This window comes from Paraflavitalea devenefica, assembly GCF_011759375.1.
GTDB classification, from domain to species: Bacteria; Bacteroidota; Bacteroidia; order Chitinophagales; family Chitinophagaceae; genus Paraflavitalea; species Paraflavitalea devenefica.
The window spans coordinates 76,882-101,557 of sequence record NZ_JAARML010000006.1; the positions used below are offsets into that span (position 1 = coordinate 76,882).

Here is a 24,676-nt window from a genome sequence, read left to right on the forward strand (position 1 = left end):
TACTATGTACCGGAGTAAAGCACCTTTAAGGATCGGATTAGCTGGCGGCGGCACAGATGTAAGCCCTTACTGCGATCTCTATGGCGGGGCCATCTTAAATGCTACAATATCCCTGTATGCGTATGCCAATATTGAGCCGCTCAATGAGAATACGATCATCCTGCAAACGATGGACAGGCAGGAAGAACAACGTTTTGAGCTTGCCCCTCAACTTCCGCTGGATGGTAAGCTGGACCTCTTAAAGGGCGTATACAACCGGCTGCAGCAGCAATATGCTTTTCCGCTTACCGGCTTCAGGCTCTCTACTTTTGTAGATGCACCCGCAGGATCGGGACTGGGCACCTCCTCTACCCTCGTAGTAGCCATCCTTGGCGCCTTTGCCGAAATGCTGCGGCTGCCATTGGGAGAATATGATGTGGCTCACCTGGCATATGAAATTGAACGCAAAGACCTCAATATGGCCGGCGGCCGGCAGGACCAATATGCCTGTACTTTTGGCGGCGTAAACTACATGGAGTTCTATGCCGATGATAAGGTGATCGTAAATCCGCTGCGTATCAAACAACAATACCTGTTTGAACTGGAGAATAACCTGGTGCTGTATTATACTTCCACCAGCCGTGAATCGGCAAAGATCATTGAAAAACAGAGCCAGAACGTAGTGAATAAACAGGAGAAGTCCATTGAGGCCATGCACCAGCTCAAATACCAGGCCCAGCTTATGAAAGAGGCCCTCTTAAAAGGAAGGGTGCATGAGATCGGAGAGATCCTTGACTTTGGTTTTCGCCAGAAGAAACAAATGGCCGAAGGCATTTCCAATACCCAGATTGATGACATCTATGAATCGGCCATCAAAGCAGGCGCCACAGGTGGCAAGATCTCCGGGGCCGGCGGCGGCGGCTTCATGACCTTTTACTGCCCCGGCAATACGAAATATACAGTTATTGAAACCCTGGCAAAGTTTGGAGGAGTAGTAAAACATTACCAGTTCACCAACCATGGCATGACCTCCTGGACTATTTAATAATAATAGCTTACTATTACGTTATGCAAGACAAAATAAAAAAGATCGTCAGCGAATCCATAGCCGTCAAAACCAGTGTACTGCAGGATGCCACCATCCTGAAGACAACAGAAGCCATAGTGGCTGCGATGGTAGCCGCCCTCAAAAACGGCAATCATATCTATTTCTGTGGCAATGGAGGCAGCGCCGCCGATGCACAGCACCTCGCGGCAGAATTCTCCGGCCGTTTTTATAAAGACCGGGAAGCATTGCCTGCAGAGGCCCTGCATTGCAATACCTCCTATTTAACAGCCGTGGCCAATGATTACAGCTATGATGTGATCTTTGCCCGCCTCATTAAAGGCATCGGTAAAAAAGGCGATTTCCTGGTGGGCCTTTCCACTTCCGGTAATTCCACCAACATCATGAAAGCATTTGAAGTAGCCCGGGAAAAGGGGATCATCACGGTGGGCTTTACCGGTGAAACCGGTGGCAAGATGAAAGACCTGAGCGATTACCTCCTCAATGTGCCTTCCAAAAATACGCCCCGTATCCAGGAGAGCCATATTATGCTGGGACATATCATTTGTGAACTGGTAGAAGAACAGTATTTCGGATAAAAGCTTATTGTTGCAGGCTTATGGCTGATCTCATCAAAGAATGCATTATCCTGGCCGGAGGGCTGGGTACCAGGCTGCGAAGCGCTGTGCCCGATCTGCCCAAATGCATGGCCCCTGTAGCAGGCAGGCCCTTTCTCTCTTATGTGATTGATTATTTCCATCAACAGGGTATTGAACGGTTCATCTTTTCGCTGGGGTACATGCACGAAGCAATAGAAACATTCCTGCATACACAGTACCCGGACCTTAACGTTGCCTGTACAATTGAAGAGGAACCACTGGGCACCGGCGGCGCCATTAAACTGGCCTGCAGTAAGGCACTGCAACGGGATGTATTGGTGCTGAACGGCGATACCATTTTCACCATACAGCTTGAGCAGTTGTCTGCTTTTCACTATAGCCATGCTGCCGATTGCACGCTTTCCCTGAAACCGATGCAGCAGTTTGACCGGTATGGCGTAGTAGAGCTGGCCACCGATCAGCACATCAGTAGCTTCCGGGAAAAGCAGTATTATGATGCCGGCTACATCAACGGAGGCGTATATGCCCTGCAGGTACCTTCCTTTTTGCAGGAAGGCCTGCCCGCAAAATTCTCCTTTGAAAAAGATTACCTGGAAAAGCTGTACGCCCAACGGAAAATATATGGCGTAGTACAGGATGAATATTTCATTGACATTGGCATACCTGCCGATTATGAAAAAGCAAACCGGGAATTTAAAGAACTGAAGTTCTGACAATGAATACAACAGTCATTGATCCGGAATTTCCGGCTCAGCATTCCCGATGCGCAACGTTGAACCATACAAACATGCTCGATCTCACACAAATAGACAAAAGCTGGACCCTCTTCCTCGACCGTGATGGCGTTATCAATCATGAAAAGTACCAGGATTACGTGTACAACTATGAGGAATTTATTTTTTATGAGGGGGTGCCGGAAGCCCTGAAAACGCTGGCCAGCCGTTTTGGCCGTATTGTTATCACCACCAACCAGCGGGGCATTGGCAAAGGGTTGATGACCGAAACCGACCTGCACCAGATACATGCCCGCATGCTGCAGGATATAGCAGCAACCGGCGGGCGCATTGACAAGATCTATTACTGCACCTCGCTGGATAATGACCATCCCAACCGGAAACCCAATCCCGGTATGGCCTGGGAAGCTATAAAAGACTTCCCGGAGATTAACCTGCAAAAATCCCTCATTGTTGGCAACAATATCAGCGACATGGAATTTGGCCGCAATGCCGGCATGCATACCGTATTTGTAAAAACCACCCACCCACAGCAGCCTTTACCCAACCCGGCGATTGATTTAGCCGTCAATGGTTTACCGGAATTTGCAAAAGCTTTGCAATTGACATAAAATTTTAACCAGGCTTTTGCGTTCCTTGAAGGGCACTGTTATACCTTTGCCCCTTTACCTATCACGTTGATTGTACTTATATTATGAATAACCGGATAATAAAATACTTATCTGCCGGCCTGCTTTTACTCGCTACCTTCACTGGTAGCAACCACCTGCAGGCACAAAAGATAGCGGCTGCCGACAAGGCTGTTTTGCAAAAAAAGGAAGACTCTTTACAACTATTTTCGGCCCGCATGGTATTCGACTCCATTACGGCCAACAGGTTCCGGGCCGACAGCTTATTTGTAAAAAGCTTTGTAAGGGCCCTGCTGGTAAAGAACTCCTTCTACTACCCTTTTGATTCATTGAACATCTCCAAACTGTATGCGCCTGACAGCAGTTTCCGCATTTTCACCTGGCAGATGAAGAAAGATGAATATATATACCACCAGAAAGGCGCTATACAGATGCAAACAAAGGATGGCTCCCTGAAATTATTCCCCTTGTTTGATGTGTCTATGTTCACCAGGAACCCGATGGACTCCGTGCGCACCCGCCTGAACTGGATTGGCGCCATTTACTACCGCATCATTCAGAAAGAGCACAATGGTAAAAAGTACTATACGTTGTTTGGCTTTGATGATTTCAGTGTCAACAGCAACAAAAAATGGATGGAAGTATTATCCTTTAATGAAAAGGGCGAGCCGGTCTTTGGGGGTCCCTTCTTCTCTTATAAGGATGATTCCGTCAAAAAACCGGTACAGCCAAGATTTAGTATTCAATACAAGAAAGAGGCAAGGACCTTCCTGAATTATGATCCGGAATTAGACGTCATACTCGTAGATCACCTCATCTCAGAAAGTGATGAACCGGAAAAGAAATGGACCTATATACCCGATGGCGATTATGAAGCCTTCAAATGGCAGAACGGTCAGTGGGTGCACGTCAACAAACTCTTCAACCAGATGAGGAAGGACGGCGATTTCCCGAAAGAAGCATTGATCTATGATGATGCCGGCAATGCCAATGAGCGCCAGTTGGAAGAAGCTTCCCAACGCAACCTGGAGAAAGCAAAGAAACAACCGGCGCCACCGAAGAAGAAAGGCAATTAGGTTACGGGTTTCGTGTTTAGTGTTCCGGGTTGCTACCGCAAATCGGGCAGACAGACAATTTCGTTACAACCTGATTTGGTAAAAAGCCGCAAACAGCAACTCTATCTTTTGTCAACAGCTTACACCTAAAGAACCCGAAACCCAAAACTCCAAACCCGAAACGCTTACTGCCCAAGTAATTTATTCTTAGCCTTGTTGTATTCTTCTTCAGTGAGTATCCCCTGCTGCTTAAGCTGGAACAGCTTTTCCAGTTCAGAAGCTATATTATGAGTGGGAGCGCCCACGGCTGCACTGGTAGCAGTGGTAGTGGTAGAAGCCCATCCCATGGCTGCCGCCATTTGTTTGGCCTGGCTGGTCAGTTGCAGGTTCTTGTATTCTGACTGGGCCAGTGTGATCGTATCTTTCAGCCGTTTGGGACTATGCACATTGTAGTAATCGGTGGCGCCTATTTCTGCAGCGGTCTGTATCTCCACATGACCGTAGTTAAAAATGCGCCCCCATATCGTCTGATCGTAGGATACATTATTGATCTTTTCCAGGGGGCTCTCCTTGGCATAGTGGTTCAGCAATCCTGTTTCATCAATCACCCGGTAATTGGTAACCACCCAGATATCCACTTTCCAGCTCCACCAGGCAAACAGGCAATACAAGGCGCCTGCCAGGGCAGCAATCCATCCCCAATACTGTACAAAGCCGATTAAAACAGACGCAGCAATACCTGTTACCAGCAGCAGTACCGGCACGATCAGTTGCAGCCAGCTTCTGTGGGTAACCAATAATATAGTTTCATCTTTCTGAAGGGGTGTCCGCATGGGAAATATTTAGATAATAAATGTAATACTTTCTATTATGTCAGGCTGAGCCCGTCGAAGCCTCTTTACAACTTTTAACCTTTTTACCTCGTTGCCTCTACACTTACCGGTAACAAGCCTGCCTCGCCAGCCATTCTTTTATCAATTTATTCCACTTATCCTGTATAGCATGGTTCATGCCATGACGGGTTTCTGTATCATACTGCTTTTGCAGGGCACTCATCTCCTGTTGCTTCTGAGCAGCGATCAGTTCCAGCGTTTCAAGGTAATTACTCTTTGTAAGCTTTTGCTGCCGCATGGTATCGGCCAGCTCACAGGCTTTAATAGCGGTAATATCAAAATGCCCCTGCTCATGCATGAGCACCTGCGCATTGTCGTGGTATTTTTTAAGGTACCAGGACTTCCTTTTATCAAAATAGGGCGTGATCAACACATGCACCCTGATCAGTCCGTTATCGAAATCCGTGGAATATCTTACTGCGATAGCGTCGGCCGTGCTGGCCGCTGCGCGGGAAAGTTCATCGGGCGTTGCCCTGAAATCATAGGGTGTTAAAAGCCGGGCCGGTGAATAACCCAGGAGGTTGGTGTCTTTGGGAGTAGGCTCAATCGTTACCGTGAGCGTAACCGGCGCATCGGATGAATAGATCAACTTATTCTTCCCCCACCAGTTGTCAAATTCCAGCAGGCTGTTCCGGAGGTTCTGGCGCACCAGGTCTTCTATATGCCTGAAAATATCGCCCATCGTTTGCACTTCTCCCCGACCTCTGTATTCAGTAATCTTTGTGCCTTTTACAAAGAAAGCAACGGTCGTAACCGCTTCTATTTTTGTTCTCAGGCCGCTGGCCAACTCCTGTATGTGCAGTTCAGTAATATGCAGTTCTACCGCAGTGGAGGTGGTATCCTGGCCAAAACTCTTGCGAATGAGCCCGCTGATGGCAGTGGCGGTTCCCTGTTCAAAACTAATAGCCGTATTCTTCTTCCCGAATACGCCTGTCCTGAGCTCACCGATCGTAGCCGTATCGGCCCGGTCGTCTGTAACGGTAACAACATGGTAATGCTGTAACCGCTGGCCGGGGTCTTCCTCCCTGAACCGGATATAGCGGGTATTCTGTTGGGCTAACAGTAAATGAGTTGATGACAACAATATCACCAACAGCCATAGCTTTCGATACATACTGCAGCAATATAAGAAAGAAGGGGCATTTCATCAATCGTCCAGCTTCAGTACGGCCAGGAAAGCTTCCTGGGGTACTTCCACGTTACCGATCTGGCGCATGCGCTTCTTACCTTCCTTCTGCTTTTCCAGCAGTTTACGCTTACGGCTGATATCACCGCCATAACACTTGGCGGTAACGTCCTTACGCATAGCGGAGATGGTTTCCCGCGCCAGTACTTTAGCGCCAACGGCCGCCTGGATGGCAATCTGGAATTGCTGACGTGGTAAAAGCTCCTTTAGCTTCTCGCAGAGCCTGCGGCCAAATTCCTGCGAACGGCCACGGTGGATCAGGGCGCTGAGGGCATCCACTTTGTCATTGTTGAGCAGGATATCCATTTTTACGATATCACTTTCGCGGTAACCAATGGGATGGTAGTCGAAAGAAGCATAGCCACGGGTTTGGCTCTTCAGCTTATCATAGAAGTCGAATACGATCTCTGTAAGTGGCATTTCAAACTGCAGTTCTACCCGTGTAGTGGTCAGGTAGCTCTGGTTGAGCAGTATACCCCGCTTGCCAAGGCAAAGGGTCATGATATTACCAATATACTCTGGCTTGGTAATGATCTGAGCCTTGATGAAAGGCTCTTCAATCCGGTCTGTTTTTACCGGATCGGGAAACTCAGTAGGGTTGTTCACGATCACCTTCTCTCCTTTTGTGGTGTAGGCGATAAAGCTTACGTTGGGAACAGTGGTGATCACCGTTTGGTCAAACTCCCTTTCCAGTCGCTCCTGGATGATCTCCATGTGCAGCATGCCGAGGAATCCGCAACGGAAACCAAAGCCAAGGGCCTGGGAAGTTTCCAGTTCATAGGTAAGAGAAGCGTCATTTAACTGCAGTTTATCCATGCAATCACGCAATTCCTCAAACTCATCTGTATTGACGGGGAAGATGCCCGCGAATACCATGGGTTTCACTTCCTGGAAACCTTTAATGATCTCCTGGGTGGGATTGGCGGAAAGCGTAATGGTGTCCCCTACTTTTACCTCTTTGGCATTCTTGATACCGGTAATGATGTATCCTACATCGCCGCAGGTAACTTCTTTTTTCTCCGTCATCTTCAGCTTCAGGATACCCACTTCATCTGCTTCATACTCCTGTCCGGTAGACACGAATTTTACCTTATCACCTTTCCGGATAGAACCATTGACAATACGGTAGTACACAATGATACCCCGGAAACTATTGAATACGCTGTCAAAGATCAGGGCCTGCAGGGGATCGTCGGGCTTGCCTTTGGGGGCAGGGATACGTTCTACAATGGCCTCTAAAATGCCATCCACACCTATACCGGTACGGCCACTGGCCAGCAGGATGTCTTCCGGTTTGCAGCCAATCAATTCAATGATCTGGTCCTGCACCTCTTCGATCATGGCCCCGTCCATATCAATTTTATTGATAACGGGTATGATTTCCAGGTCATTATCTATAGCCAGGTACAGGTTGCTGATCGTTTGCGCCTGGATACCCTGGGTAGCATCTACCAGCAGCAGGGCGCCTTCGCAGGCGGCCAGGGCGCGGCTCACTTCATAGCTGAAGTCAACGTGGCCGGGTGTATCAATCAGGTTCAGGATGTACTCCTGACCGTCTTTATGCTTGTAATTGATCTGGATTGCGTGGCTCTTGATGGTAATACCCTTCTCCCTTTCCAGGTCCATATCATCCAGCACCTGGTCCATCATTTCCCGCTCACTGATCGTGTTCGTGGTTTGTAACAGTCTGTCTGCCAGGGTACTCTTTCCGTGGTCAATATGGGCGATAATACAAAAATTGCGGATATTCTTCATGTACGTTGCTTCCTCTGTTTAGGAGGTGCAAAAGTAGTTGATTTTGGGGAGTCTAAGCATAAAAAAGTCTCCCACACCCGGTGCGGAAGACTGTCAATATCTTGTTGGGAGAGCTATTAATTCTTATCGTATACAAACGTGTTCTTCGTTTCACCGCGTGGTGAAACGGAAGTCACATCGAGGGAGAGCGCTTTACCGCCTTCCAGCAGCTTCCAGATCTCTGTTGTTTTTATTTCAAAAGTATTGCCGTCGCGCTCAAAATTGATCGTGGAATTAATCGTCAGCTCTTCTCCGCCGGCGCTCCAGGTGGAAGTGGATACTTTTTTGGAGTTGCCAAATACCGTGCTTTCTGTGGGCTTGCCATCAAACGTGACCTTTTCAGAAGTGGTTCTTGCTTCCCCATTGGGCGTATTGGAAGTACGCTCTATCACAAGGGCATCACCATCGGCGGTGACTTTGATCTTTTGGGCATTCATCCGGAAACGTCCTTCACTGAGCTTGCTTTTCTTCTCATTGAAAGTCCATTCCCCTTTAAAATCGGCATTAACGATAAGGCTGGCAGCACTGCCCATGATAGCAATGCCCACCAATAAAATGGCGGCGAATCGGGTCTTCATAAACCTGGTTTTGAGTGTGTTAAAAGGAAAGAAAGTTAGGATTTATCTTTTAATCTCCGCTGCATATAATTTTTATTAATTTGTACGTTAATAACCCTTTCGCAAACACTATTTTCCTGCAGACCACCTCCTGCTTATCCCATTAAGGGAAATCAATAACACCATTGGGAAACATTATCAAAACCTTGCCGGTATAACCTGTTTGTAGTCAACCTATGCCAGACAGGTATACGATTTGAAAAAAGAGATAGGTGTCAGGCTGAGCCTGTCGAAGCCCTTCGACAAGCTCAGGGTGACAATGCTGAATCCTGTACTTATGAACCCACTTGTACCCAACCGTAAACAGATCATTGTATCTACTGTAAGCGTGGCCTTTCCGGATTACTTCCTGAGAAGGCGCGTACTGATCACCCTGCTGTTATTGACAGCCTTCTACCTGCGCATCAACGCGCAGGCAGTATCAGAAGTCATCACCGATTATAATGGCTATTGGAAAAGCCGGCAGAACAGTATCAGCCCTGTAAAGCCCGATAACAGCCACAACATGCTGGCCTTTACCTTCAATGGCACCCGCTACTCCACCGGTGTGAACGATGCCCTGCTCACTTCCAGGGGCGATGTTTTTGTGCCGGGCGATTACCGGGCCTTACAGGTATACTCCATCGCCAACCCCACCAACGCGAATACCAAAATTGGTTTGGGCGCCTTGTATGATGGTGTACACAATGGCCCTTCCAACCCACGGCCTTCCAATAACATTGCCCAGTACCTGACAGATGGTATAAACGGGCTCAACCTCGGCACCGGTATAGCCAACCTGCCGGCCGGAGAAATTATGTTTGCTTTAACTGGTTTACAATCGCAATTCATTGGCGATGGCATTCCCGATCTGCTGGTAACACAGATAGCTGACCCTTCGAGTTCAGCAGACAGTTATGAATTTACAGATGCGAATGGCAACAGGATCGGCAATAAAGTAGATGTGGTGATCAATACGGTTCCGAGAGTAGGCGTATGGGTGGCCGACTTCTATGATGTCAATACAAACCCTATGGCCCTGATCGCCGGCTTTACGCAAACAGAAAGGAATATCCGTATATGGGGAGCTGATTTCAGCGCATTCGGCATCAACAGCAGCAACGTGCATGATGTGGTATACTTCAGGATACGGATCAGCGGCGATAGCGATGTAGCGTTTGTAGCTTACAACAACCAGGCGGTGAGTGTAGGTGGCCTCCTGCCCTATTACAATCAGCCTGGCAGGACAAACAATCCCAGCGAACCAACTACAAAGACCCAGGCTTATCCCAATCCCTTCACCAACAAACTGATCCTAAAACACCAGCCGGCTACCGGTGAGGAACAATACACCCTCTACAATATACAGGGTGTAGCCTTATTGCAGCATAGACCGGTAAAAGGCAGTGTGCAAAGCACTTTCGATACGCAGCAGCTTCCTGCAGACACTTACGTACTCGTATTATCCAACGGTAAAGAACAACATACTGAACTACTGGTGAAAAAATAGTGGTATACTTGTACTGCTGTTACAGGATATAATGGATCTTAGACCTGTCAGGTCTATAATTCGTATACGAGACTTCAGACTTTTCCTTACATTCGTGATAAACTTAATGTGATTATGGACCTGAAAACCCTTTTTGAACAAGCTGCTGAAGAGAGCAAAACATTATCCGACCGTCCGAGCAATGATACCCTGCTGCAACTGTACTCCCTGTACAAACAAGCTACTGAAGGCGATGTGAATGTAGACCCACCGGCTAATCCATTTGATTTTGTATCCAAAGCCAAGTTTGAAGCCTGGGCAGGTTTAAAGGGGAAAACCAAAGAAGCTGCCATGCAGGAATACATTAACCTGGTAGGAAAGTTAAAAGGCTAAGCTGCCCGCAGCATGAAAAAAACATTCCTTTACAAGGTTTGGCTCCATGACAAAAAACTGTTCTTCCTAATTACCGGCTTCACGCTGCTGACATTGCTCTTTAATCTGCTGGGTGATGAAGTAACGCCTTTCTTTGTGTGGGGCATGTACTCTGAAAAGGAACAGCCTGCCACGGAATATCAATTATTAAAGACCACCATTAATGACAGCCTCGTTGTAGATGGCTCCTCGGGATATGCTTCCCCCACCCTCTTCTACCTGGGCGCCCCACTGGCCTATTACAGGCGTATAAAGGGAAACAATAATACCGACCCCGTCATTCCTTTCCTGCAGTCAAAAACAGGCGCCGGTTACAAGTTCATCCAACCATTGGAGAAAAAGCTGTTCAATACCGGCCCGCAGCAGCAGGCCTTCCTCCACTGGTACCGCTGCTACCTGCAACAGGTAATGGGCATCAATATCCATCACCTGAAAATTGATATCCTAGAAGTTCATTACAACAATACGCAGCATATTATTACCGATACAGCTTATTTATTTGAAAAATGGGAACGATCCTGACCCGCGACAGGGAGTATACGTCATTGGAGAAAAAGCTGCTGTGCAGGATCACCTTCGCGGGTATCTTCGGCTCACTGGTTTATGCCCTCTTATCACATACCCTCACGCACCAGTTGTGTGCACCCGTATTGAAATACCCGTATGTAGACCTCACCTATTGGCTGCTGCACCTGCTGCAGATACCCGAATTCATTACGGGCCATTATATAGTCGCCTGCCTGTTCGATGGGGCGCTGTTTGCGTTTTGTATACTGTCTTTCGGGTATCCCGGCAAACGCCTGTTCATCGGGCTGTTCACCCTGCTCTATTTCATTTACTTCATCATCTTTAATACCTATGGCGCCCACCACACGGGTCCCAAAATAGGGTTCCTGCTCATACCGCTTCCCTTCCTGGTAGCCAATGAACGATCATTCAACTATCTGTGGCAATCGCTCCGGTATTTTTTATTATTCGCTTATAGCAGCGCTTTTGCCTGGAAACTCCTGCGCTTTAGCTGGCTGTACGAAGATCAGGGAGTGCTCATTATGAAAAAAAACCTGGCGGCTTATCTATACTTCAATCCCTCCACAACACAAGCTGAGGTCTATCGCTGGTTGCTGCAGCATCCGGCCATTGTAAACAGCCTGTTCATAACAGGGTTTATCATGGAGGGACTCTTTATCATTGGTTTCTTTACCAGGAAATACGATCGTTTCCTCTTACTCCTGTCTGTTTTACTGCCGCTTGGGTTTTATTTTATGGCTGATGCGGCATTCTTTGAACTGCTCCTATTAAGCCTTACACTGGTCAACTTTCACCGGCTTCATTTTTTCCAGGATCAGGTGCAGCGCGCCACTTGAGCAGGCGCCTGTTGCAATCTTCCTTGCCAGCACGAGGGTATTATCACACATTTGCCGGTATTCGGCTGCTGACAGCGCTCTTAATTTCTCCTCTATTTCAAACAGGCTGCGAATGGTAAAGCCAATGCCATACCGTTTGATCAATTCGGCAGTGCCGGCTTCTTCATATACGATCAGCGGCATACGGCAAAGGATGTACAGCGAAGTTTTATGGTGGGAGATGTATTGCATATAATGCCCCATACTGCCTGCAGGTTCTTCCACGCCTTCCCCGTCCCATATCAATCCAAAGGCGCCTTCCAGTACCTGCGGCAGCAAATAAGGTTCTACAATACCCTTATAGCGCAAGTTGGCGCAGGCCTGCATCGCCGGCGTTACATGAGGACCATATAAATTAAACGATACGGAGGGGCACCTGCTGGCAACCGCATCCATCTTTTCCAGGAAGGGGCTCTTTTCAAGGTTACCGGCAAATGCGACAGACATCGCGGGCTCCCTTTTCACATCGGATGTTATCGTCAGAAAGTCGAAGAACTCTATCAGCGCAGCTTCATGCTGTGGCACCTGCTTACGCAGCCATTGCTCCATAGCATTATTATGCAGTATAAAATACCGGTATTGGCGGAATTGTTTAATCTCCTGCTGAAGTACGGCCTCATCCCCATGCTTTAGCCCGTTAATATCGGCAATGAAACACACAATGGTGATGCTTTTCCTGTAGCGCAGCAGTTTGATCAGCAATTTATTCATACCCGCATACATCGGATGCTGAAAGAATACGACGGCTCCACGGGGAAGCGTAAAGAAGAACTTAAACAGGTAAGCCAGCCGGCCCAGCTTTGCCCATAGGGAGAAATTATAATGAAAAGGAAAACGGACCGGCTCCAGGCCATTCGCCAGGAATACCTGTTCTACATCCATATTGCCTACACTGCCATGAAAAATGGTCTCCGGCTTATTCTCCTGTATAAAAAAGCATCGCTTACCGCCAACCATAGGAAGGATGTGATATTAATAATGATAGATTTTCTGCAGGCTCTTGCGCTTGATGGCCTCCCAGACCACAAGGGCAAAGGCATTGCGCATCACCAGCAACTGCACCAGGCTATACAACAAGATACACCCGGCAACAGACAACAACAATACCATACCGTGTGAGTCCGCTACCTTGCTGATGCCATATACCACCGGGATAAACAGCAGGGCGCTCCCCAGGGCATGCAGGAAACCTTTGGCGTCAAATAAAGACAGACCGGCCGCTACCTTCCTGGCATAATAATAATTGATCACCAGGGTAATGGCCTCCGACCCTACAATGGCCCAGCAGGCGCCCACATCGGCAAAATAATACGATAGCAGCAACGACAAGGCCATAAAGCAAAGACCACCCACCAACAGCCCGCGCAGGTATAACTTTTCCTGATCATAAGCGATCAGTATCTGCTTACTGAGAAACAGGTTGTACGTTCTTAAAAAAGGAAACAAGGTAAGTATCCGCACATCCGTTACGGCCGCCATGAACTGGTTGCCCAGGAAAGTAACGATCAATTGTTCGGCCAGCAGGAAAATGCCTATGCTCAGTGGCACCGCAAAAAAGACCATCAACTGGATATTGCGCGCCACCACCGCCTGTAACTGTGCTTTGTTGCCTTCCCTTACCAGGGCCACGATCCGCGGGAAAAAGACCAGCAGGGAATCTGTCAGCAACACGGTAGCAGCCTTCACCACCTTCATCGAAAAAGCATAATAACCTACAGCAGCGGCCGTGCTCACCAATTGTAAAAATACATTGTCCAGCAACAAAGTGATCCCATAGGTAAGACTGATCAACCAGGTAAATTTGGTATAAGCAATATGCTGCTTCCAGTTGATCCCTTTAAAACGAATGGGTACCTCTTTAAAAAGGTAATAGTTGTTCCATAAGCTGTTAAGGATGGCAGCAGTTACAACGATACCATAGTATAAATAATAATCTTCCGGTCCTTTAACCAGTATAAAAATAGAAACAAGTCCCAGCAACCGGGTCGCGAGCGACCGCAGGGTAATATACCTGAACTGTTCCATGCCCAGGAAATACCATTCGCAGGCAAAAAAATTAACCAGCAGGTAGGATACAGAAAATAACAACAGGCGTATATCCTGTATATGCTTCCAGGCAAGCACAACAGCAATAGCGTACAATAACAAGGCTATCCCGGATGTGACCACATGCAAGGCCAGCAGTTCAGCTACCAGCTTGCCCCGCGCTATCCTGTCATCTCTTTGCCGTGCAATGGCACGCATGCCGTATACCACAATACCAAACTCGGCTATGGAAATGAAATAATACGTAAAAGAATCGATAAAGCTTACCCGGCCAATACCATCGGGTGTTAATATGCGTGACAGGTAAGGAATGGATATGATGGGCAATAAAACCTGGCTGGCAGACAGTATATAATTATAGACCAGGTTCTTTTTTAAGCTCGCCAATAGAAATGATTTTAAACAGCAGAAATAGCATCACATGCCACAAACATAAGTATATTTACCTTATGCAAGAATCTTTACTGACCTTGTTGCGTTGTCCTGTATCCAAAAGCACCTTACAGTTGCAGGTCATATCCCGGTCGCTCAAAAAATACAACGGAGTGGACCAGGAAATCATCGAAGAAGGCATCCTGTTTGCCAGGGAAGATTGGTTTTATCCCATCATAAAAGGGATCCCCCGCCTGATCGTAGAGGCTTATGCAGACTATGAACCTTTCCTGCGAAAGCACCTACCCGATTATGCAGCACGCCGGCAACACCTCGAAAATAAATACCACGCCCTCACCCGCTATGTTATCAAAAAGAACAGGCGCACCAAAAAGAGCTTTGAACAGGAATGGAACCTTTTTAATTATGATAAAGACAAGACCTGGGATGCAGACCCTGCCGGTATGTTCCAGCGCTTCCTGGATGAGATTGCAGAAACCCGGGAAGCCTTACCCCGATACCTCATCTTCGATGCAGGCTGCGGCAATGGCTTACTCAACCAGTTGATCGCACAGCAGGGCGCTACTGTTCTTGGTATGGACTTCAGCCTCAGCATTGAACAGGCCTACCTGCGCAACGCAGAAGCCAAAGCCCTGTTCATACAGGGAGATGTGCAGTTTCCCCCGGTGGCCTTTGAGCAGTTTGACATTGTACATTGCAGCGGCGTATTGATACATACCAATAACCCGGAACTGTCTTTTTCCTGCCTCGACCCCCATGTAAAACCCGGTGGTAAATTGAGTGTATGGCTATACCATCCCAGAAAGGACTTCATTCATAACGTGTTTAATGGTATACGCCGCTTTACCTCCAGGCTTCCCTTGCGCCTGCAATATTACCTGTATGCAGTAACCCTGCTGCCGGTTAGTTTTATCATCAAGCGGATCAAAGGCAACAAACAGAATGGGCGGGAAATGATGATAGACATCCTCGACTGGTTCACTCCCGAATTCCGCCACCAGTTTGAACAGGCCGAAGCCGCCACCTGGTTCTATAAGCGCAGGTACTCATCTGTCACCACTACCACGACCTCCCTTTTTGGATACAATATGATCGGTATAAAACAAAAAGCAGCTTCCACGCAACCCAACAGGCCATTTCATGAGAATAGCCATATTTGACACAGAGCATTTCGAAGTATCCTACACCGTCATCCGGTTATTTGATAACGGGGTGAACCAGATCACCGTTTTTACCGATGCCGCCACCTTCCGGCAGTTCGAATACCTTTTTGGCAAAGACCTGCACCGGTATCAATGGGTGATACAGGGAGCGCAGGAATCCAAATACCGTTTCCTGCTTACTATGTATAAACAGGTGCGGCAGCAACGCATGGAGCTGTTATACCTCAATACCATCAGCAACAACTTCATTGTGTATGCAGGCATCATTGCCCTTTTAAAGAAAACACGGACCATTGTCACCCTGCATGCCATCAACAACCATTTCCGGTTCAAACCTGCCCTGAGCTTCCGCAGGTGGGTACGTCATACCGGCAAGCGGGCCCTCATAGCCGTAACACGGGAGTTCAATGTTATATCCGGTACCATGGTCAGCCACCTGAAAAACAAGCTGCCTGCCCACAAGCAGGTCCACAACCTGCCCGGCGCTGTTTTCGACCAGCAGCAACACGTCCATCCTCCATTGGCTATCCATGACAGCATCCACATCGTGGTGCCCGGCACGGTAGATCCCCGCCGGAGAAACTATGATACCGTACTGGAGCTGCTGGAACAAAGCCGGCACCTGCCGGTAAGGATAACGCTGTTGGGAGCATTTGCCCAACCTTATGGCAATGCCATCCGGTCAACCTGCAGCCGGTATGCCGCCACCCATAACAACCTTGTATTTTATAATACAGCTACCGTAGACCAATCCGAATTTGACCGGGTAATGCAGGAGGCACACCTGGTGTTGATGCCATCTGTTATTGATACGGTGCTGGTGGATGATATTCCCGAAACCTATGGCATCAGTATTTGCTCGGGCAATGTGGCCGATGTGATCAAACATGCCAAACCTTTCCTGGCTCCTGCAGGACTTACCCTGCCCGGCAACCTTGCCGGCAGCGCTGTTACTTATAACAACGTAGGGGATATGGTCCGGTTCCTGGAGTTACTCAGACAATCACCCGCCCGCTACGGGGAACTTGTACAGCAAGCCCTCAATAATTCGGGCCACTATACCATTGAAAAAGTACGCGCTCAACATCCCACGCTCTTCCCGCTCCTATAAAACTTTGCCTTAATATGTGATAAAAGGCAGTAATAATATGGCTACCAGGGAACATTTTCCATAGGTGTTTATGGAATTATCATGATATTGCATCTATTCCCTAAACTACTGCGGCATGAATTCGTTATCATTACCCGTTGTACACCCATCCTTTCAGAAATTAAAGCATGCCGGCCGTCTGTTGCATCTTACAGCAGGAGGCCTCATATTGGTGCATGCTATATCGCATTTCAACCAGCCCCAGTCGAGCCCCGTTTACCTGGGCTGCCTGTTGCTTATGGCACTGGATATTTTCATCCTGGTATTTGCCGGCAAGAATATCCTCATACACATGCCCAAAGTGAATCTCTTCTTCCGGCTGGCAGAGATCCTTTTCTTCCTGGGCATCGGGATCACGCTTTTCATCGAATCAAAATGGTTCATGGGCAGTCTGCACCTGGTCCTGGCCCTGGTGTACAGTTACCTGTTCTATTGCGAAAAGAATGTCAATTCCGAAGAATATGTGGCCATCCACCATACCGGCATCAGTATCCCCTCCCTGCCGGACAATAAATTCTTCCTGTGGTCGCACATTAACGGGGTGGAAGCCCAATACGACTGTATTACCATCAACACCTCTACTGATAAATCTTACCAGTTCGACCTCCGTAAAAATCTTGCATTCGAAGAACTCGATCAAATTCACGAATTTTGCAGACATTATTTAGGTGTCAGCCATTAGCAGTTAGCTTTAGCGGCGGCCACCTTACTGAAAACTGAATCATGTCTGTATTAAAGCAATCGCCGTACTTATTGTATTCTGACGGAAAAGGCAACATATTTGAAGATACAACCCTCTATGCCACAGGGCGTGCAGGCTGGGATGCCTTTGAGGTGCCTGTGGAGGACTGGATAGCACTGCCCGATGGGGGCTCCATGTATGAACTGCCCGGCCGCCGGGGCATCGGCATTGACGTAAAGACCGGCGAAATGCGCCTTTGTGAAAAAGGATGGGCCGTAGCCGCCTTTATTCCTCCCGCCCATACCGGCCTGTTCCTGGCCGCTTATGAAACCGGGCACGATGCGCCTACCCTGCCCCTGTTTTGCTATACGGCCGCCGGCTGGTACAATGAACAGTTCTATGTGCCTGCTGTGCGTATTGAGCAGGATATCCGGCAGGAATGCGCCGGTTTTAACCAGGATACTGTACAGGCCGGTGTGCATCAATTCCTGCAGGCCTACCCCCATAACAGGCTGGTAAAGCACCTGGCCGAAAATTGCGCCCTTACTTATCATTGCCCCGCTGCCCGTAATTACTTCATGGGCCGCTGGGAATGCCCCATACCCAGCTCCCCGGCCTGTAATGCCAATTGCATCGGCTGCATTTCTTTTCAGCCGGCAGATGAAGAGATCGTCTCTACCCAGGACCGCCTGAACTTTAAGCCTACGGCCGAGGAAATTGTAGAGTTTACCGTACCACACCTGGAAACGGCTCCTTATCCCATTGTGAGCTTTGGACAGGGCTGCGAGGGCGAACCCCTCCTGATGTGGGAAACCATCCGGCAGTCTATCCTGGAGATCCGCAAGCATACCCCAAAGGGAAGTATCAATATCAACACCAATGGTTCCAAACCTGCCGCGGTGGATGCCCTCTGCCAGGCCGGACTGAACTCCATACGGGTGAGCACCAACTCGGCCCAGAAGTACATTTATGAGGCCTATTACCGGCCCAATAACTATGAGTTCGAGGACATCGTGGAGAGCCTGAAAGTGGTGCGCAGGTATGGCGGCTGGGCCAGCATCAACTACTTTGTATTCCCCGGCGTGACCGACAGTGAGGCTGAATATGAGGCGCTGCGCAAGCTGATCCGGGATACTGACCTGACAATGATCCAATGGCGGAATTTCAACATTGACCCCGATTGGTACCTCGGAAAGATCAACTTATACGAAGCAGGTGATTTGCTGGGTGTCAAACAATTACAAGAGTTGATAAAAGAAGAATTTCCGGCTGTGAAGTTTGGTTATTTCAACCCGCCGATGGAAAGGATCAAGGGGAATTATGAACTGGATTTCGCGCATTGATAACGCCGTAAAGGCGAGTCGCTCATTGCTGATAATCATCTATTTACGTCGCCTGATTAATAAAAATAGTTAAGGTAGAAAGGACTACTTTGCGCACCGGTAACCAAAATGAGCACTTCGAGAAAGGAACTATATACAGGCATCGGATTAGCCATATTGGCCACCATCATCTGGTCGGGCAACTTTGTAGTAGCAAGAGGAGTGATCAAACAAATACCGCCTGTAGGGCTGGCCTTTTACCGGTGGGCTACCGCTTCACTCATCATGCTGCCCCTGGCCTGGAACCGGTTCCGGGAAGAAAAAGCCATCCTCCTTCAACACCGTTCTTATTTCTTCTGGACAGCCCTTACCGGCGTATCCCTTTTCAATACCCTGGTGTATATAGCCGGGCATCATTCACCGGCCATTAACCTGGCATTGATCGGCACTACTTCCTCCCCCGTTTTTGCCATCATACTGGCGGCCATTTTCCTGCGGGAGCCCATCCGCCCCTTGCGTATTGTTGGCCTGCTATTGTGCCTCGGCGGCATCGTATTCCTGCTGTCGCAGGGAAGCTGGGAACGGTTAAAGGCCTTCCATTTCTCTGCCGGCGATGGCTGGGTATTGCTGGGCGCCCTGTCTTTTGCCATCTACAATATCTTTGTCCGCCGCAAACCGGCAGGCATCCATCCACTTAATTTTTTATTTACAGTATTCACCATAGGAACGTTGATAATCTTACCGTTCTACCTAATTGAATTAAGCCATTCGGCCCCGATCAACTGGACGATCAACCTGGTATTGATCATCCTGTACCTGGGGGCAGGCGCCTCGGTGATTGCCTTCCTGTGCTGGAATATGGCCATCGCCCGGCTGGGCGCTGCCCGTACCGCCCTGTTTGGTAACCTGATCCCTATTTTCAGTGTACTGGAAGCGGTCATGATCCTGGGGGAAGAAATTACAATGGTGCATGTACTGAGCGGCATCCTGGTGATTGCCGGTGTGGTGATCGCAAATCTGAAAAAATGACAACTGACCTTATCTTCCTTTGCATTGCCGCTTTCCTGGCCGGATTTGTAGACGCCATTGTAGGGGGCGGCGGCCTGATACAAACACCTGTAGGATTAGTCCTATTACCTCAATATCCCGTAGCGACCGTACTGGGTACTTTGAAAATACCGGCCTTCAGCGGTACCAGCTTTGCGGCTATTCAGTATGCCCGTATGGTGAAGCTGGATTATAAACGGCTGGCAGCGATGACGACCATCGCTTTTTGTGCTGCTGTTGCCGGTTCCCGGCTGCTGACCATTGTCAGCAGTAGTTTTATGAAGCCCGTACTGCTCCTTATTCTTATTGGCGTAGCCATTTATACCTATACCAAAAAGAACTTTGGCGTGCATACTGAGAAAGATCATAGCGACAGTCAGCAATGGTGGTATGCCGCAGGCATCAGCCTGGTAATAGGCTTTTATGATGGGTTCATTGGTCCGGGGGCAGGCAGTTTTCTCATACTGGCCTTTGTCACCCTGCTGGGGTTCGACTTCCTCAAGGCCAGCGCCCATGCCAAGTTTGTGAACCTGGCCACCAACCTCGGGTCTATTATCTTCTTTGCCATCAGCGGCAAGATCATTTATGCCATCGCATTGCCCATGGCGTTATGCAATGCCCTGGGTGGATTTGCCGGCGCCCGGTTTGCCATCCTGAAAGGCAATGCCTTCATCCGCATCCTGTTCCTGGTAGTGGTTTGCGGCACCATCCTGCGTTTTGCGTATGATATCTTTTTTAAGTAACCGGCTTTTTGTATATTGGGTACTACAATCACCCCATATGCAAAGGAATACCTTTCACTTATCCAACCTGGTCCCCTTTTTACCTTACCTGTACTTCATAGGTCTTTCGCTTTGGATGTTCCTGAGCCAAATGGACAACAATGCAAACGTAAGTCACCTCAAACTATTGATATTGGCCGTCCCTTTTACCGTTCAACTTATCTTTTCCTTTAAATACGTTGACCTGGTATTGGGTATACTCACTTTTGCGCTGGCCCTATACCTTACACTGGCCTATGCAAGCGATGTGGCGAAGATCACAGACTATACCGCACGGGCCATTAGCTTTATTGCCGTTTGTGGCCTGATGGTGATACTCAACTTTGTGATGTCTATCCTGCTGTTCAGAAATGAACGCCTGCGCATCCGGCAGACAGCAGCCTCTTTTTAACAGTTTGCATACAGTTACCCATGCAATTAGCATATTCTTTGTAGCGTTTTACCGTAAAACATTGGTAAATTCGTGTAATCGAATCCCTTGTATATGGAAGACAATTTTGAATCAAAGAAGAATGCAAAAGCAGGCGGCTATACCGCGCTGGTATGTGGTCTGCTGCTGATCATTTTCTTTTTTGTGCGCTGGTCTCTACCTCCCTTACCAGAGCCTCCTGTGGAGGAAGGTATTGAAGTGAACCTCGGCAGCAGTGATGCAGGCCTGGGCGATGACCAGCCATTTGAACCCGGCTCTCCTGCCCCGGCAGAGCAACAGGCCTATACACCGCCCGCACCTGCACCAGTACAGGCAGAACCAGCCAAAGAGATGGTAGAGGACAATGAGCCGGATGCCCCAGTGATTAAAAAACCGGAAGTCACCAAACCGGATGCTACCAAAACACCCGAAAAGGATGTAGTGAAAAGTAAGCCGGTGAAGAAACCGGTGGAAGCTCCCCCTACTCCCCCTGTGGCCAAACCCAAAGCAGTATTCAAAGGCGTGAATGGAACCGGTACCGGCGGCAATGAAGCCGATACCTACAAGAAAGGCGGCAACCAGGGTATAGCCGGCGGACAAGGTGATCAGGGCCGTCCCGGCGGCAATCCCAACTCGGATAATTATACCGGTGGTGGAAGAGGTAACGGGGCAGTAGCCATTTCAAGAGGTTTGCAGGGACGCCGCATTACCGGCACCCCTTCTTTCACAGATGAGTTCAACGAAAATGCCAAAGTATCCATAGACATCCGGGTAGATGCTACCGGCAAAGTGATCTCTGCTGTATACCAACCGCGTGGCTCTACTACTTCCGATGCAGGCATGATAGAGATCGCCAAGCGAAAAGCTTTCCAGGTAAAATTCAATCCCGGTGATGATGAATCTGCCGGTACACTTCAGTTCAACTTTAAGCTTAGGAACTAACCAACAGTTACTAATCCTTCGATATATACAACGCCATGGTTTTGGAACCGTGGCGTTGCTTTTATAGCTTTGCTCTCCCAACAACGATGATGAATTACGCAGAAACGCTCCATTACCTGTTTACCCGCCTGCCCATGTTCAGCCGCATTGGCGCGGCCGCGTATAAAAAGGACCTCACCAATACGGTGCAGCTTTGTGAATACCTGGGCAATCCCCAGCACCGGTTCAAAACCATTCATATTGCCGGCACCAATGGCAAAGGCTCCACCAGCCATATGCTGGCAGCCATCCTGCAAACGGCCGGTTATAAAACAGGTCTCTATACCTCCCCGCACCTGCGCGATTTCAGGGAACGTTTCCGCATCAATGGCGCCATGATCGAAGAGTCGTTTGTGGTGGATTTCACCCGGCGCATACAACCTGCTATAGATGCCATTGAACCTTCTTTCTTCGAGATCACGGTAGCGATGACCTTTGACTATTTTGCCCAAAATAATGTTGACATCGCCGTCATTGAAACCGGCCTCGGCGGACGGCTGGACAGCACAAATATCATTACGCCTGAACTATCCATTATCACCAATATAGGCTGGGACCATATGAACCTGCTGGGTGATACCCTGGAAGCCATCGCTTTTGAAAAAGCAGGTATTATTAAGCCACGCATACCCGCTGTTATTGGAGAAACAGCAACTGCCACCCGGCAGGTGTTTGAGCGGGTGGCACAGGAAACACAATCGCCCCTGTTCTTTGCCGACCAGTTGCGCTATGTGGCCGACTGGAAGTATGAGCACCACGCCCTGCAGGTGCAGGTAACTCCTACCGGAACCGATGAACGCATTGCCTACACACTTGACCTGCCGGGTTATTACCAAACCAAGAACCTCATTACCGTACTGGAAGCAGTACACCAGTTACAACAGCAGGGCTGGCATATCCCAACAGCCACGGTGCAGCAGGCCCTGCAGCAGGTAAAGTCGCTCACCGGCCTGCATGGCCGCTGGGAAGTGATCCACCGCAACCCGGCTGTTGTATTGGATGTAGGACATAATGAAGATGGCATCAAACAAATACTTTCCCAGATAGAGCTCACCAACCACCATCACCTGCACATCGTTATTGGCATGGTGAAAGACAAAGACGTGGAGAAAGTATTGTTGCAACTGCCCAAAGAAGCCACGTATTATTTTACCAAAGCACAGATCCCGCGCGCCTTACCCGAAGATCAACTGGCCACCCAGGCAGCCACCCACGATTTGCACGGTCACACCTATGCCGATGTGAACACCGCCCTGAAAGCAGCACTGCATCGTGCCCACAAGGATGACCTGATCGTAGTGTGTGGAAGTGTGTTTGTAGTGGGGGAAGTGAATTTGTGAAGCAAGTGGTAAATAGCTAGTGGCCAGTAGGCTTTATGTGCAACTGATTAACTAAGCAGCAGCTTGTCAGTGGTGGCAATTCCACCACTCACTACTTACCACTCGCTTTCCCTTCCAGTTTCTTCAACGCATAATAAATAGCCGTTACATGCATGCTCTGGATGATCTCGTTGTTATCCAGTAACTGCTTCAATTCATCTATGGTGAAGAGGTGTATTTCAATATCCTCGTTATCATCCAGTGCTTGTTCCTTCACCAGTTTACCGCCGGTAGCGAGGTACATGTGCATCCAGTTGTTGTTGGTAGAAGGATTGGAGCTGGTTTTACCGAGGTATTCATATTTTGAGAAAGTATAACCGGTTTCTTCCAGCAGTTCGCGGGCGATGGCATCCTGGAAACTGGCATCGGTATCATCCACGCAGCCGCCGGGTATTTCATAGTGCGTCTCCCCCAGCCCATGACGGTACTGGCGTTCCAGGATCACCTTTCCATCTTCCGTTAAGGCCAGTGCAGTAACCCAGGTGGGGAACTCATATACATAGTAGGGAGTAACGATCCTGCCATCAGGACGTTCGCAGGTATCCTGCCGCACCGTAAACCAAAGGTCTTTGAATAAGTATTCCGATTTGAGGGTTTTCCATTCCAGGTTACGCATACATTATGATTTCGGGTTTCGAATTTCGGGTTTCGGGTTGCTGCCGCACGCTGGAATTCCTTGCCGGACTCCGGTCTCTGGCCCTGAGCTTCCAACCAGCCACCAGCAACCAGTAACCAGCTTACCATCCACTGGCCAGCACATCGGCAATGTGCATGGTTTGCAGGGGTAGTTGCTTATACCGTATGTAGCCATCGAGGTGCATGAGGCAGGAATGATCGGTAGAGATAATGCATTCAGCGCCTGTTTGCCGGGCATTCGTTACTTTCTGATCGGCCATACCGATAGAGATGGGCTCAAATTTCACGGCAAAGGTGCCACCGAAACCACAGCAGGTTTCCACATCATTCATCTCCACCAGTTCAAGCCCTTTCACGTGCGACAATAAAGCTCTTGGCGCTTCCTTGATCTTACATTCCCGTAAGGCGGCGCAGGAATCGTGGTAAGTAGCTTTCGTATGCAGGGAAGCGCCTACATCTTCCACTTTCAGTACATTAACCAGGAAGTCTGAAAACTCAAAAGCCCGTTTCTGCAATTCCTTTACTTCATTATGATGGGAAGAGTTATCAAATAACTGCGGATAGTAATTGCGCACAAAACCGGTACAGGAAGCGCTGGGCGCTACAATATAATCGGAGCCGCTGAAATCTTTCAGGAATTTCGTGCACACTTCCTTGGCCTCCCGCTGAAAACCGGCATTGAAAGCCGGCTGTCCGCAACAGGTTTGTTCCGTGTTGTATTGCACGGTACAACCTGCCTTCTCCAGCACCTTCACCATATTGAAGGCTGTTTGCGGGTAAAGCTGGTCAATAAAACAAGGTATAAAAAGTTGTACGTTCATGCTCCCTGCC

General features: G+C 48.7%; 26 protein-coding genes. 18 read left to right on the forward strand and 8 right to left on the reverse strand.

Going from position 1 to position 24,676, the window contains the following annotated elements; all coding sequences use genetic code 11:
- Positions 1 to 4 precede the first annotated feature (4 nt).
- The 5 genes from HB364_RS27810 (at position 5) to HB364_RS27830 (ending at position 4,083) form a co-directional block, all read left to right on the forward strand.
- Positions 5 to 1,024 carry a GHMP family kinase ATP-binding protein gene (locus HB364_RS27810; protein ID WP_167291703.1) on the forward strand — a complete coding sequence of 340 codons (1,020 nt, stop codon included), beginning with the start codon at positions 5 to 7 and terminating at the stop codon, positions 1,022 to 1,024.
- A gap of 23 nt (positions 1,025 to 1,047) precedes the next feature.
- Positions 1,048 to 1,623 (forward strand): D-sedoheptulose-7-phosphate isomerase, encoded by a 576-nt coding sequence (locus HB364_RS27815; RefSeq protein ID WP_167291704.1) that lies wholly within the window; start codon positions 1,048 to 1,050, stop codon positions 1,621 to 1,623.
- A 20-nt stretch (positions 1,624 to 1,643) separates the two neighbouring features.
- Positions 1,644 to 2,357 carry a nucleotidyltransferase family protein gene (locus HB364_RS27820; RefSeq protein ID WP_208420121.1) on the forward strand — a complete coding sequence of 238 codons (714 nt, stop codon included), beginning with the start codon at positions 1,644 to 1,646 and terminating at the stop codon, positions 2,355 to 2,357.
- A 74-nt stretch (positions 2,358 to 2,431) separates the two neighbouring features.
- Positions 2,432 to 2,989, forward strand: coding sequence for a D-glycero-alpha-D-manno-heptose-1,7-bisphosphate 7-phosphatase (locus tag HB364_RS27825; protein WP_167291705.1), 558 nt, complete (start codon positions 2,432 to 2,434; stop codon positions 2,987 to 2,989).
- An 83-nt stretch (positions 2,990 to 3,072) separates the two neighbouring features.
- Positions 3,073 to 4,083: a hypothetical protein gene (locus tag HB364_RS27830; RefSeq protein WP_167291706.1), complete on the forward strand. Its 1,011-nt coding sequence runs from the start codon at positions 3,073 to 3,075 to the stop codon at positions 4,081 to 4,083.
- 164 nt (positions 4,084 to 4,247) lie between these two features.
- Here HB364_RS27830 and HB364_RS27835 read toward each other — a convergent pair whose 3' ends face one another.
- From HB364_RS27835 to HB364_RS27850, 4 genes are all read right to left on the reverse strand, one after another.
- Positions 4,248 to 4,895 (reverse strand): PH domain-containing protein, encoded by a 648-nt coding sequence (locus HB364_RS27835; protein WP_167291932.1) that lies wholly within the window; start codon positions 4,893 to 4,895, stop codon positions 4,248 to 4,250.
- A gap of 103 nt (positions 4,896 to 4,998) precedes the next feature.
- A complete protein-coding gene (locus tag HB364_RS27840) occupies positions 4,999 to 6,069 on the reverse strand; it encodes a hypothetical protein (RefSeq protein WP_167291707.1) in 1,071 nt (356 codons plus the stop codon).
- A gap of 33 nt (positions 6,070 to 6,102) precedes the next feature.
- Entirely contained in the window at positions 6,103 to 7,896 is a 1,794-nt protein-coding gene (lepA, locus tag HB364_RS27845; RefSeq protein WP_167291708.1) for a translation elongation factor 4, read from the reverse strand.
- Between the two features lie 116 nt (positions 7,897 to 8,012).
- Positions 8,013 to 8,513, reverse strand: a complete 501-nt coding sequence (locus HB364_RS27850; RefSeq protein ID WP_167291709.1) for a hypothetical protein — start codon at positions 8,511 to 8,513, stop codon at positions 8,013 to 8,015.
- A 316-nt stretch (positions 8,514 to 8,829) separates the two neighbouring features.
- Here HB364_RS27850 and HB364_RS27855 point away from each other — a divergent pair, with 316 nt between their 5' ends.
- The 4 genes from HB364_RS27855 (at position 8,830) to HB364_RS27870 (ending at position 11,816) form a co-directional block, all read left to right on the forward strand.
- Positions 8,830 to 10,041, forward strand: a complete 1,212-nt coding sequence (locus HB364_RS27855; RefSeq protein WP_167291710.1) for a T9SS type A sorting domain-containing protein — start codon at positions 8,830 to 8,832, stop codon at positions 10,039 to 10,041.
- A 114-nt stretch (positions 10,042 to 10,155) separates the two neighbouring features.
- On the forward strand, positions 10,156 to 10,413 hold the full coding sequence (locus HB364_RS27860; protein ID WP_208420122.1) for an acyl-CoA-binding protein: 258 nt from the start codon (positions 10,156 to 10,158) through the stop codon (positions 10,411 to 10,413).
- 12 nt (positions 10,414 to 10,425) lie between these two features.
- Positions 10,426 to 10,974, forward strand: a complete 549-nt coding sequence (locus HB364_RS27865; RefSeq protein ID WP_167291711.1) for a hypothetical protein — start codon at positions 10,426 to 10,428, stop codon at positions 10,972 to 10,974.
- Positions 10,959 to 11,816 carry a hypothetical protein gene (locus HB364_RS27870; RefSeq protein ID WP_167291712.1) on the forward strand — a complete coding sequence of 286 codons (858 nt, stop codon included), beginning with the start codon at positions 10,959 to 10,961 and terminating at the stop codon, positions 11,814 to 11,816. The genes HB364_RS27865 and HB364_RS27870 overlap by 16 nt, the downstream gene beginning before the upstream one ends.
- On the opposite strand, the gene HB364_RS27875 is transcribed toward HB364_RS27870, so the two are convergent.
- A complete protein-coding gene (locus tag HB364_RS27875; protein WP_167291713.1) occupies positions 11,748 to 12,812 on the reverse strand; it encodes a hypothetical protein in 1,065 nt (354 codons plus the stop codon). The two genes, HB364_RS27870 and HB364_RS27875, sit on opposite strands and share 69 nt — an antisense overlap.
- 15 nt (positions 12,813 to 12,827) lie before the next feature.
- Positions 12,828 to 14,288 carry an oligosaccharide flippase family protein gene (locus tag HB364_RS27880; protein ID WP_167291714.1) on the reverse strand — a complete coding sequence of 487 codons (1,461 nt, stop codon included), beginning with the start codon at positions 14,286 to 14,288 and terminating at the stop codon, positions 12,828 to 12,830.
- A gap of 62 nt (positions 14,289 to 14,350) precedes the next feature.
- Here HB364_RS27880 and HB364_RS27885 point away from each other — a divergent pair, with 62 nt between their 5' ends.
- The 9 genes from HB364_RS27885 to HB364_RS27925 all read left to right on the forward strand — a co-directional run bounded on the left by HB364_RS27885 (position 14,351) and on the right by HB364_RS27925 (position 23,170).
- On the forward strand, positions 14,351 to 15,454 hold the full coding sequence (locus tag HB364_RS27885; RefSeq protein ID WP_167291715.1) for a methyltransferase domain-containing protein: 1,104 nt from the start codon (positions 14,351 to 14,353) through the stop codon (positions 15,452 to 15,454).
- Entirely contained in the window at positions 15,435 to 16,568 is a 1,134-nt protein-coding gene (locus tag HB364_RS27890) for a glycosyltransferase family 4 protein (RefSeq protein WP_167291716.1), read from the forward strand. The genes HB364_RS27885 and HB364_RS27890 overlap by 20 nt, the downstream gene beginning before the upstream one ends.
- 115 nt (positions 16,569 to 16,683) lie before the next feature.
- Positions 16,684 to 17,289, forward strand: a complete 606-nt coding sequence (locus HB364_RS27895; RefSeq protein ID WP_167291717.1) for a hypothetical protein — start codon at positions 16,684 to 16,686, stop codon at positions 17,287 to 17,289.
- Positions 17,290 to 17,330: 41 nt separating this feature from the next.
- Complete coding sequence (locus HB364_RS27900) at positions 17,331 to 18,632, forward strand: radical SAM protein (protein WP_167291718.1); 1,302 nt, start codon at positions 17,331 to 17,333, stop codon at positions 18,630 to 18,632.
- A gap of 108 nt (positions 18,633 to 18,740) precedes the next feature.
- A complete protein-coding gene (locus HB364_RS27905) occupies positions 18,741 to 19,640 on the forward strand; it encodes a DMT family transporter (protein WP_167291719.1) in 900 nt (299 codons plus the stop codon).
- A complete protein-coding gene (locus tag HB364_RS27910; protein WP_167291720.1) occupies positions 19,637 to 20,401 on the forward strand; it encodes a sulfite exporter TauE/SafE family protein in 765 nt (254 codons plus the stop codon). Before HB364_RS27905 ends, HB364_RS27910 begins: the two co-directional genes overlap by 4 nt.
- A 37-nt stretch (positions 20,402 to 20,438) precedes the next feature.
- A complete protein-coding gene (locus HB364_RS27915) occupies positions 20,439 to 20,831 on the forward strand; it encodes a hypothetical protein (RefSeq protein ID WP_167291721.1) in 393 nt (130 codons plus the stop codon).
- A gap of 93 nt (positions 20,832 to 20,924) precedes the next feature.
- A complete protein-coding gene (locus HB364_RS27920; protein WP_167291722.1) occupies positions 20,925 to 21,791 on the forward strand; it encodes a hypothetical protein in 867 nt (288 codons plus the stop codon).
- 89 nt (positions 21,792 to 21,880) lie between these two features.
- Complete coding sequence (locus HB364_RS27925; protein WP_167291723.1) at positions 21,881 to 23,170, forward strand: bifunctional folylpolyglutamate synthase/dihydrofolate synthase; 1,290 nt, start codon at positions 21,881 to 21,883, stop codon at positions 23,168 to 23,170.
- Positions 23,171 to 23,261: 91 nt separating this feature from the next.
- Here the strand turns inward: HB364_RS27925 and HB364_RS27930 are convergent, their stop codons facing one another.
- Together HB364_RS27930 and HB364_RS27935 are read right to left on the reverse strand one after the other, a co-directional pair.
- Positions 23,262 to 23,825, reverse strand: a complete 564-nt coding sequence (locus HB364_RS27930; protein ID WP_167291724.1) for an NUDIX hydrolase — start codon at positions 23,823 to 23,825, stop codon at positions 23,262 to 23,264.
- 121 nt (positions 23,826 to 23,946) lie between these two features.
- Positions 23,947 to 24,666, reverse strand: coding sequence for a (Fe-S)-binding protein (locus tag HB364_RS27935; protein WP_167291725.1), 720 nt, complete (start codon positions 24,664 to 24,666; stop codon positions 23,947 to 23,949).
- Between the last annotated feature and the right edge of the window lie 10 nt (positions 24,667 to 24,676).

What these genes read in the sequence shown, in the direction of transcription:
- HB364_RS27850 (WP_167291709.1), bottom strand. Translation starts at nt 8,513, where the DNA reads ATGAAGACCCGATTCGCCGCCATTTTATTGGTGGGCATTGCTATCATG.
- HB364_RS27915 (WP_167291721.1), top strand. Translation starts at nt 20,439, where the DNA reads ATGCAAAGGAATACCTTTCACTTATCCAACCTGGTCCCCTTTTTACCT.
- HB364_RS27910 (WP_167291720.1), top strand. Translation starts at nt 19,637, where the DNA reads ATGACAACTGACCTTATCTTCCTTTGCATTGCCGCTTTCCTGGCCGGA.
- lepA (WP_167291708.1), bottom strand. Translation starts at nt 7,896, where the DNA reads ATGAAGAATATCCGCAATTTTTGTATTATCGCCCATATTGACCACGGA.
- HB364_RS27815 (WP_167291704.1), top strand. Translation starts at nt 1,048, where the DNA reads ATGCAAGACAAAATAAAAAAGATCGTCAGCGAATCCATAGCCGTCAAA.
- HB364_RS27810 (WP_167291703.1), top strand. Translation starts at nt 5, where the DNA reads ATGTACCGGAGTAAAGCACCTTTAAGGATCGGATTAGCTGGCGGCGGC.
- HB364_RS27855 (WP_167291710.1), top strand. Translation starts at nt 8,830, where the DNA reads ATGAACCCACTTGTACCCAACCGTAAACAGATCATTGTATCTACTGTA.
- HB364_RS27905 (WP_167291719.1), top strand. Translation starts at nt 18,741, where the DNA reads ATGAGCACTTCGAGAAAGGAACTATATACAGGCATCGGATTAGCCATA.
- HB364_RS27900 (WP_167291718.1), top strand. Translation starts at nt 17,331, where the DNA reads ATGTCTGTATTAAAGCAATCGCCGTACTTATTGTATTCTGACGGAAAA.
- HB364_RS27925 (WP_167291723.1), top strand. Translation starts at nt 21,881, where the DNA reads ATGAATTACGCAGAAACGCTCCATTACCTGTTTACCCGCCTGCCCATG.
- HB364_RS27875 (WP_167291713.1), bottom strand. Translation starts at nt 12,812, where the DNA reads ATGGTTGGCGGTAAGCGATGCTTTTTTATACAGGAGAATAAGCCGGAG.
- HB364_RS27870 (WP_167291712.1), top strand. Translation starts at nt 10,959, where the DNA reads ATGGGAACGATCCTGACCCGCGACAGGGAGTATACGTCATTGGAGAAA.
- HB364_RS27865 (WP_167291711.1), top strand. Translation starts at nt 10,426, where the DNA reads ATGAAAAAAACATTCCTTTACAAGGTTTGGCTCCATGACAAAAAACTG.
- HB364_RS27890 (WP_167291716.1), top strand. Translation starts at nt 15,435, where the DNA reads ATGAGAATAGCCATATTTGACACAGAGCATTTCGAAGTATCCTACACC.
- HB364_RS27820 (WP_208420121.1), top strand. Translation starts at nt 1,644, where the DNA reads ATGGCTGATCTCATCAAAGAATGCATTATCCTGGCCGGAGGGCTGGGT.
- HB364_RS27840 (WP_167291707.1), bottom strand. Translation starts at nt 6,069, where the DNA reads ATGTATCGAAAGCTATGGCTGTTGGTGATATTGTTGTCATCAACTCAT.
- HB364_RS27895 (WP_167291717.1), top strand. Translation starts at nt 16,684, where the DNA reads ATGAATTCGTTATCATTACCCGTTGTACACCCATCCTTTCAGAAATTA.
- HB364_RS27935 (WP_167291725.1), bottom strand. Translation starts at nt 24,666, where the DNA reads ATGAACGTACAACTTTTTATACCTTGTTTTATTGACCAGCTTTACCCG.
- HB364_RS27860 (WP_208420122.1), top strand. Translation starts at nt 10,156, where the DNA reads ATGGACCTGAAAACCCTTTTTGAACAAGCTGCTGAAGAGAGCAAAACA.
- HB364_RS27830 (WP_167291706.1), top strand. Translation starts at nt 3,073, where the DNA reads ATGAATAACCGGATAATAAAATACTTATCTGCCGGCCTGCTTTTACTC.
- HB364_RS27825 (WP_167291705.1), top strand. Translation starts at nt 2,432, where the DNA reads ATGCTCGATCTCACACAAATAGACAAAAGCTGGACCCTCTTCCTCGAC.
- HB364_RS27885 (WP_167291715.1), top strand. Translation starts at nt 14,351, where the DNA reads ATGCAAGAATCTTTACTGACCTTGTTGCGTTGTCCTGTATCCAAAAGC.
- HB364_RS27835 (WP_167291932.1), bottom strand. Translation starts at nt 4,895, where the DNA reads ATGCGGACACCCCTTCAGAAAGATGAAACTATATTATTGGTTACCCAC.
- HB364_RS27920 (WP_167291722.1), top strand. Translation starts at nt 20,925, where the DNA reads ATGGAAGACAATTTTGAATCAAAGAAGAATGCAAAAGCAGGCGGCTAT.
- HB364_RS27930 (WP_167291724.1), bottom strand. Translation starts at nt 23,825, where the DNA reads ATGCGTAACCTGGAATGGAAAACCCTCAAATCGGAATACTTATTCAAA.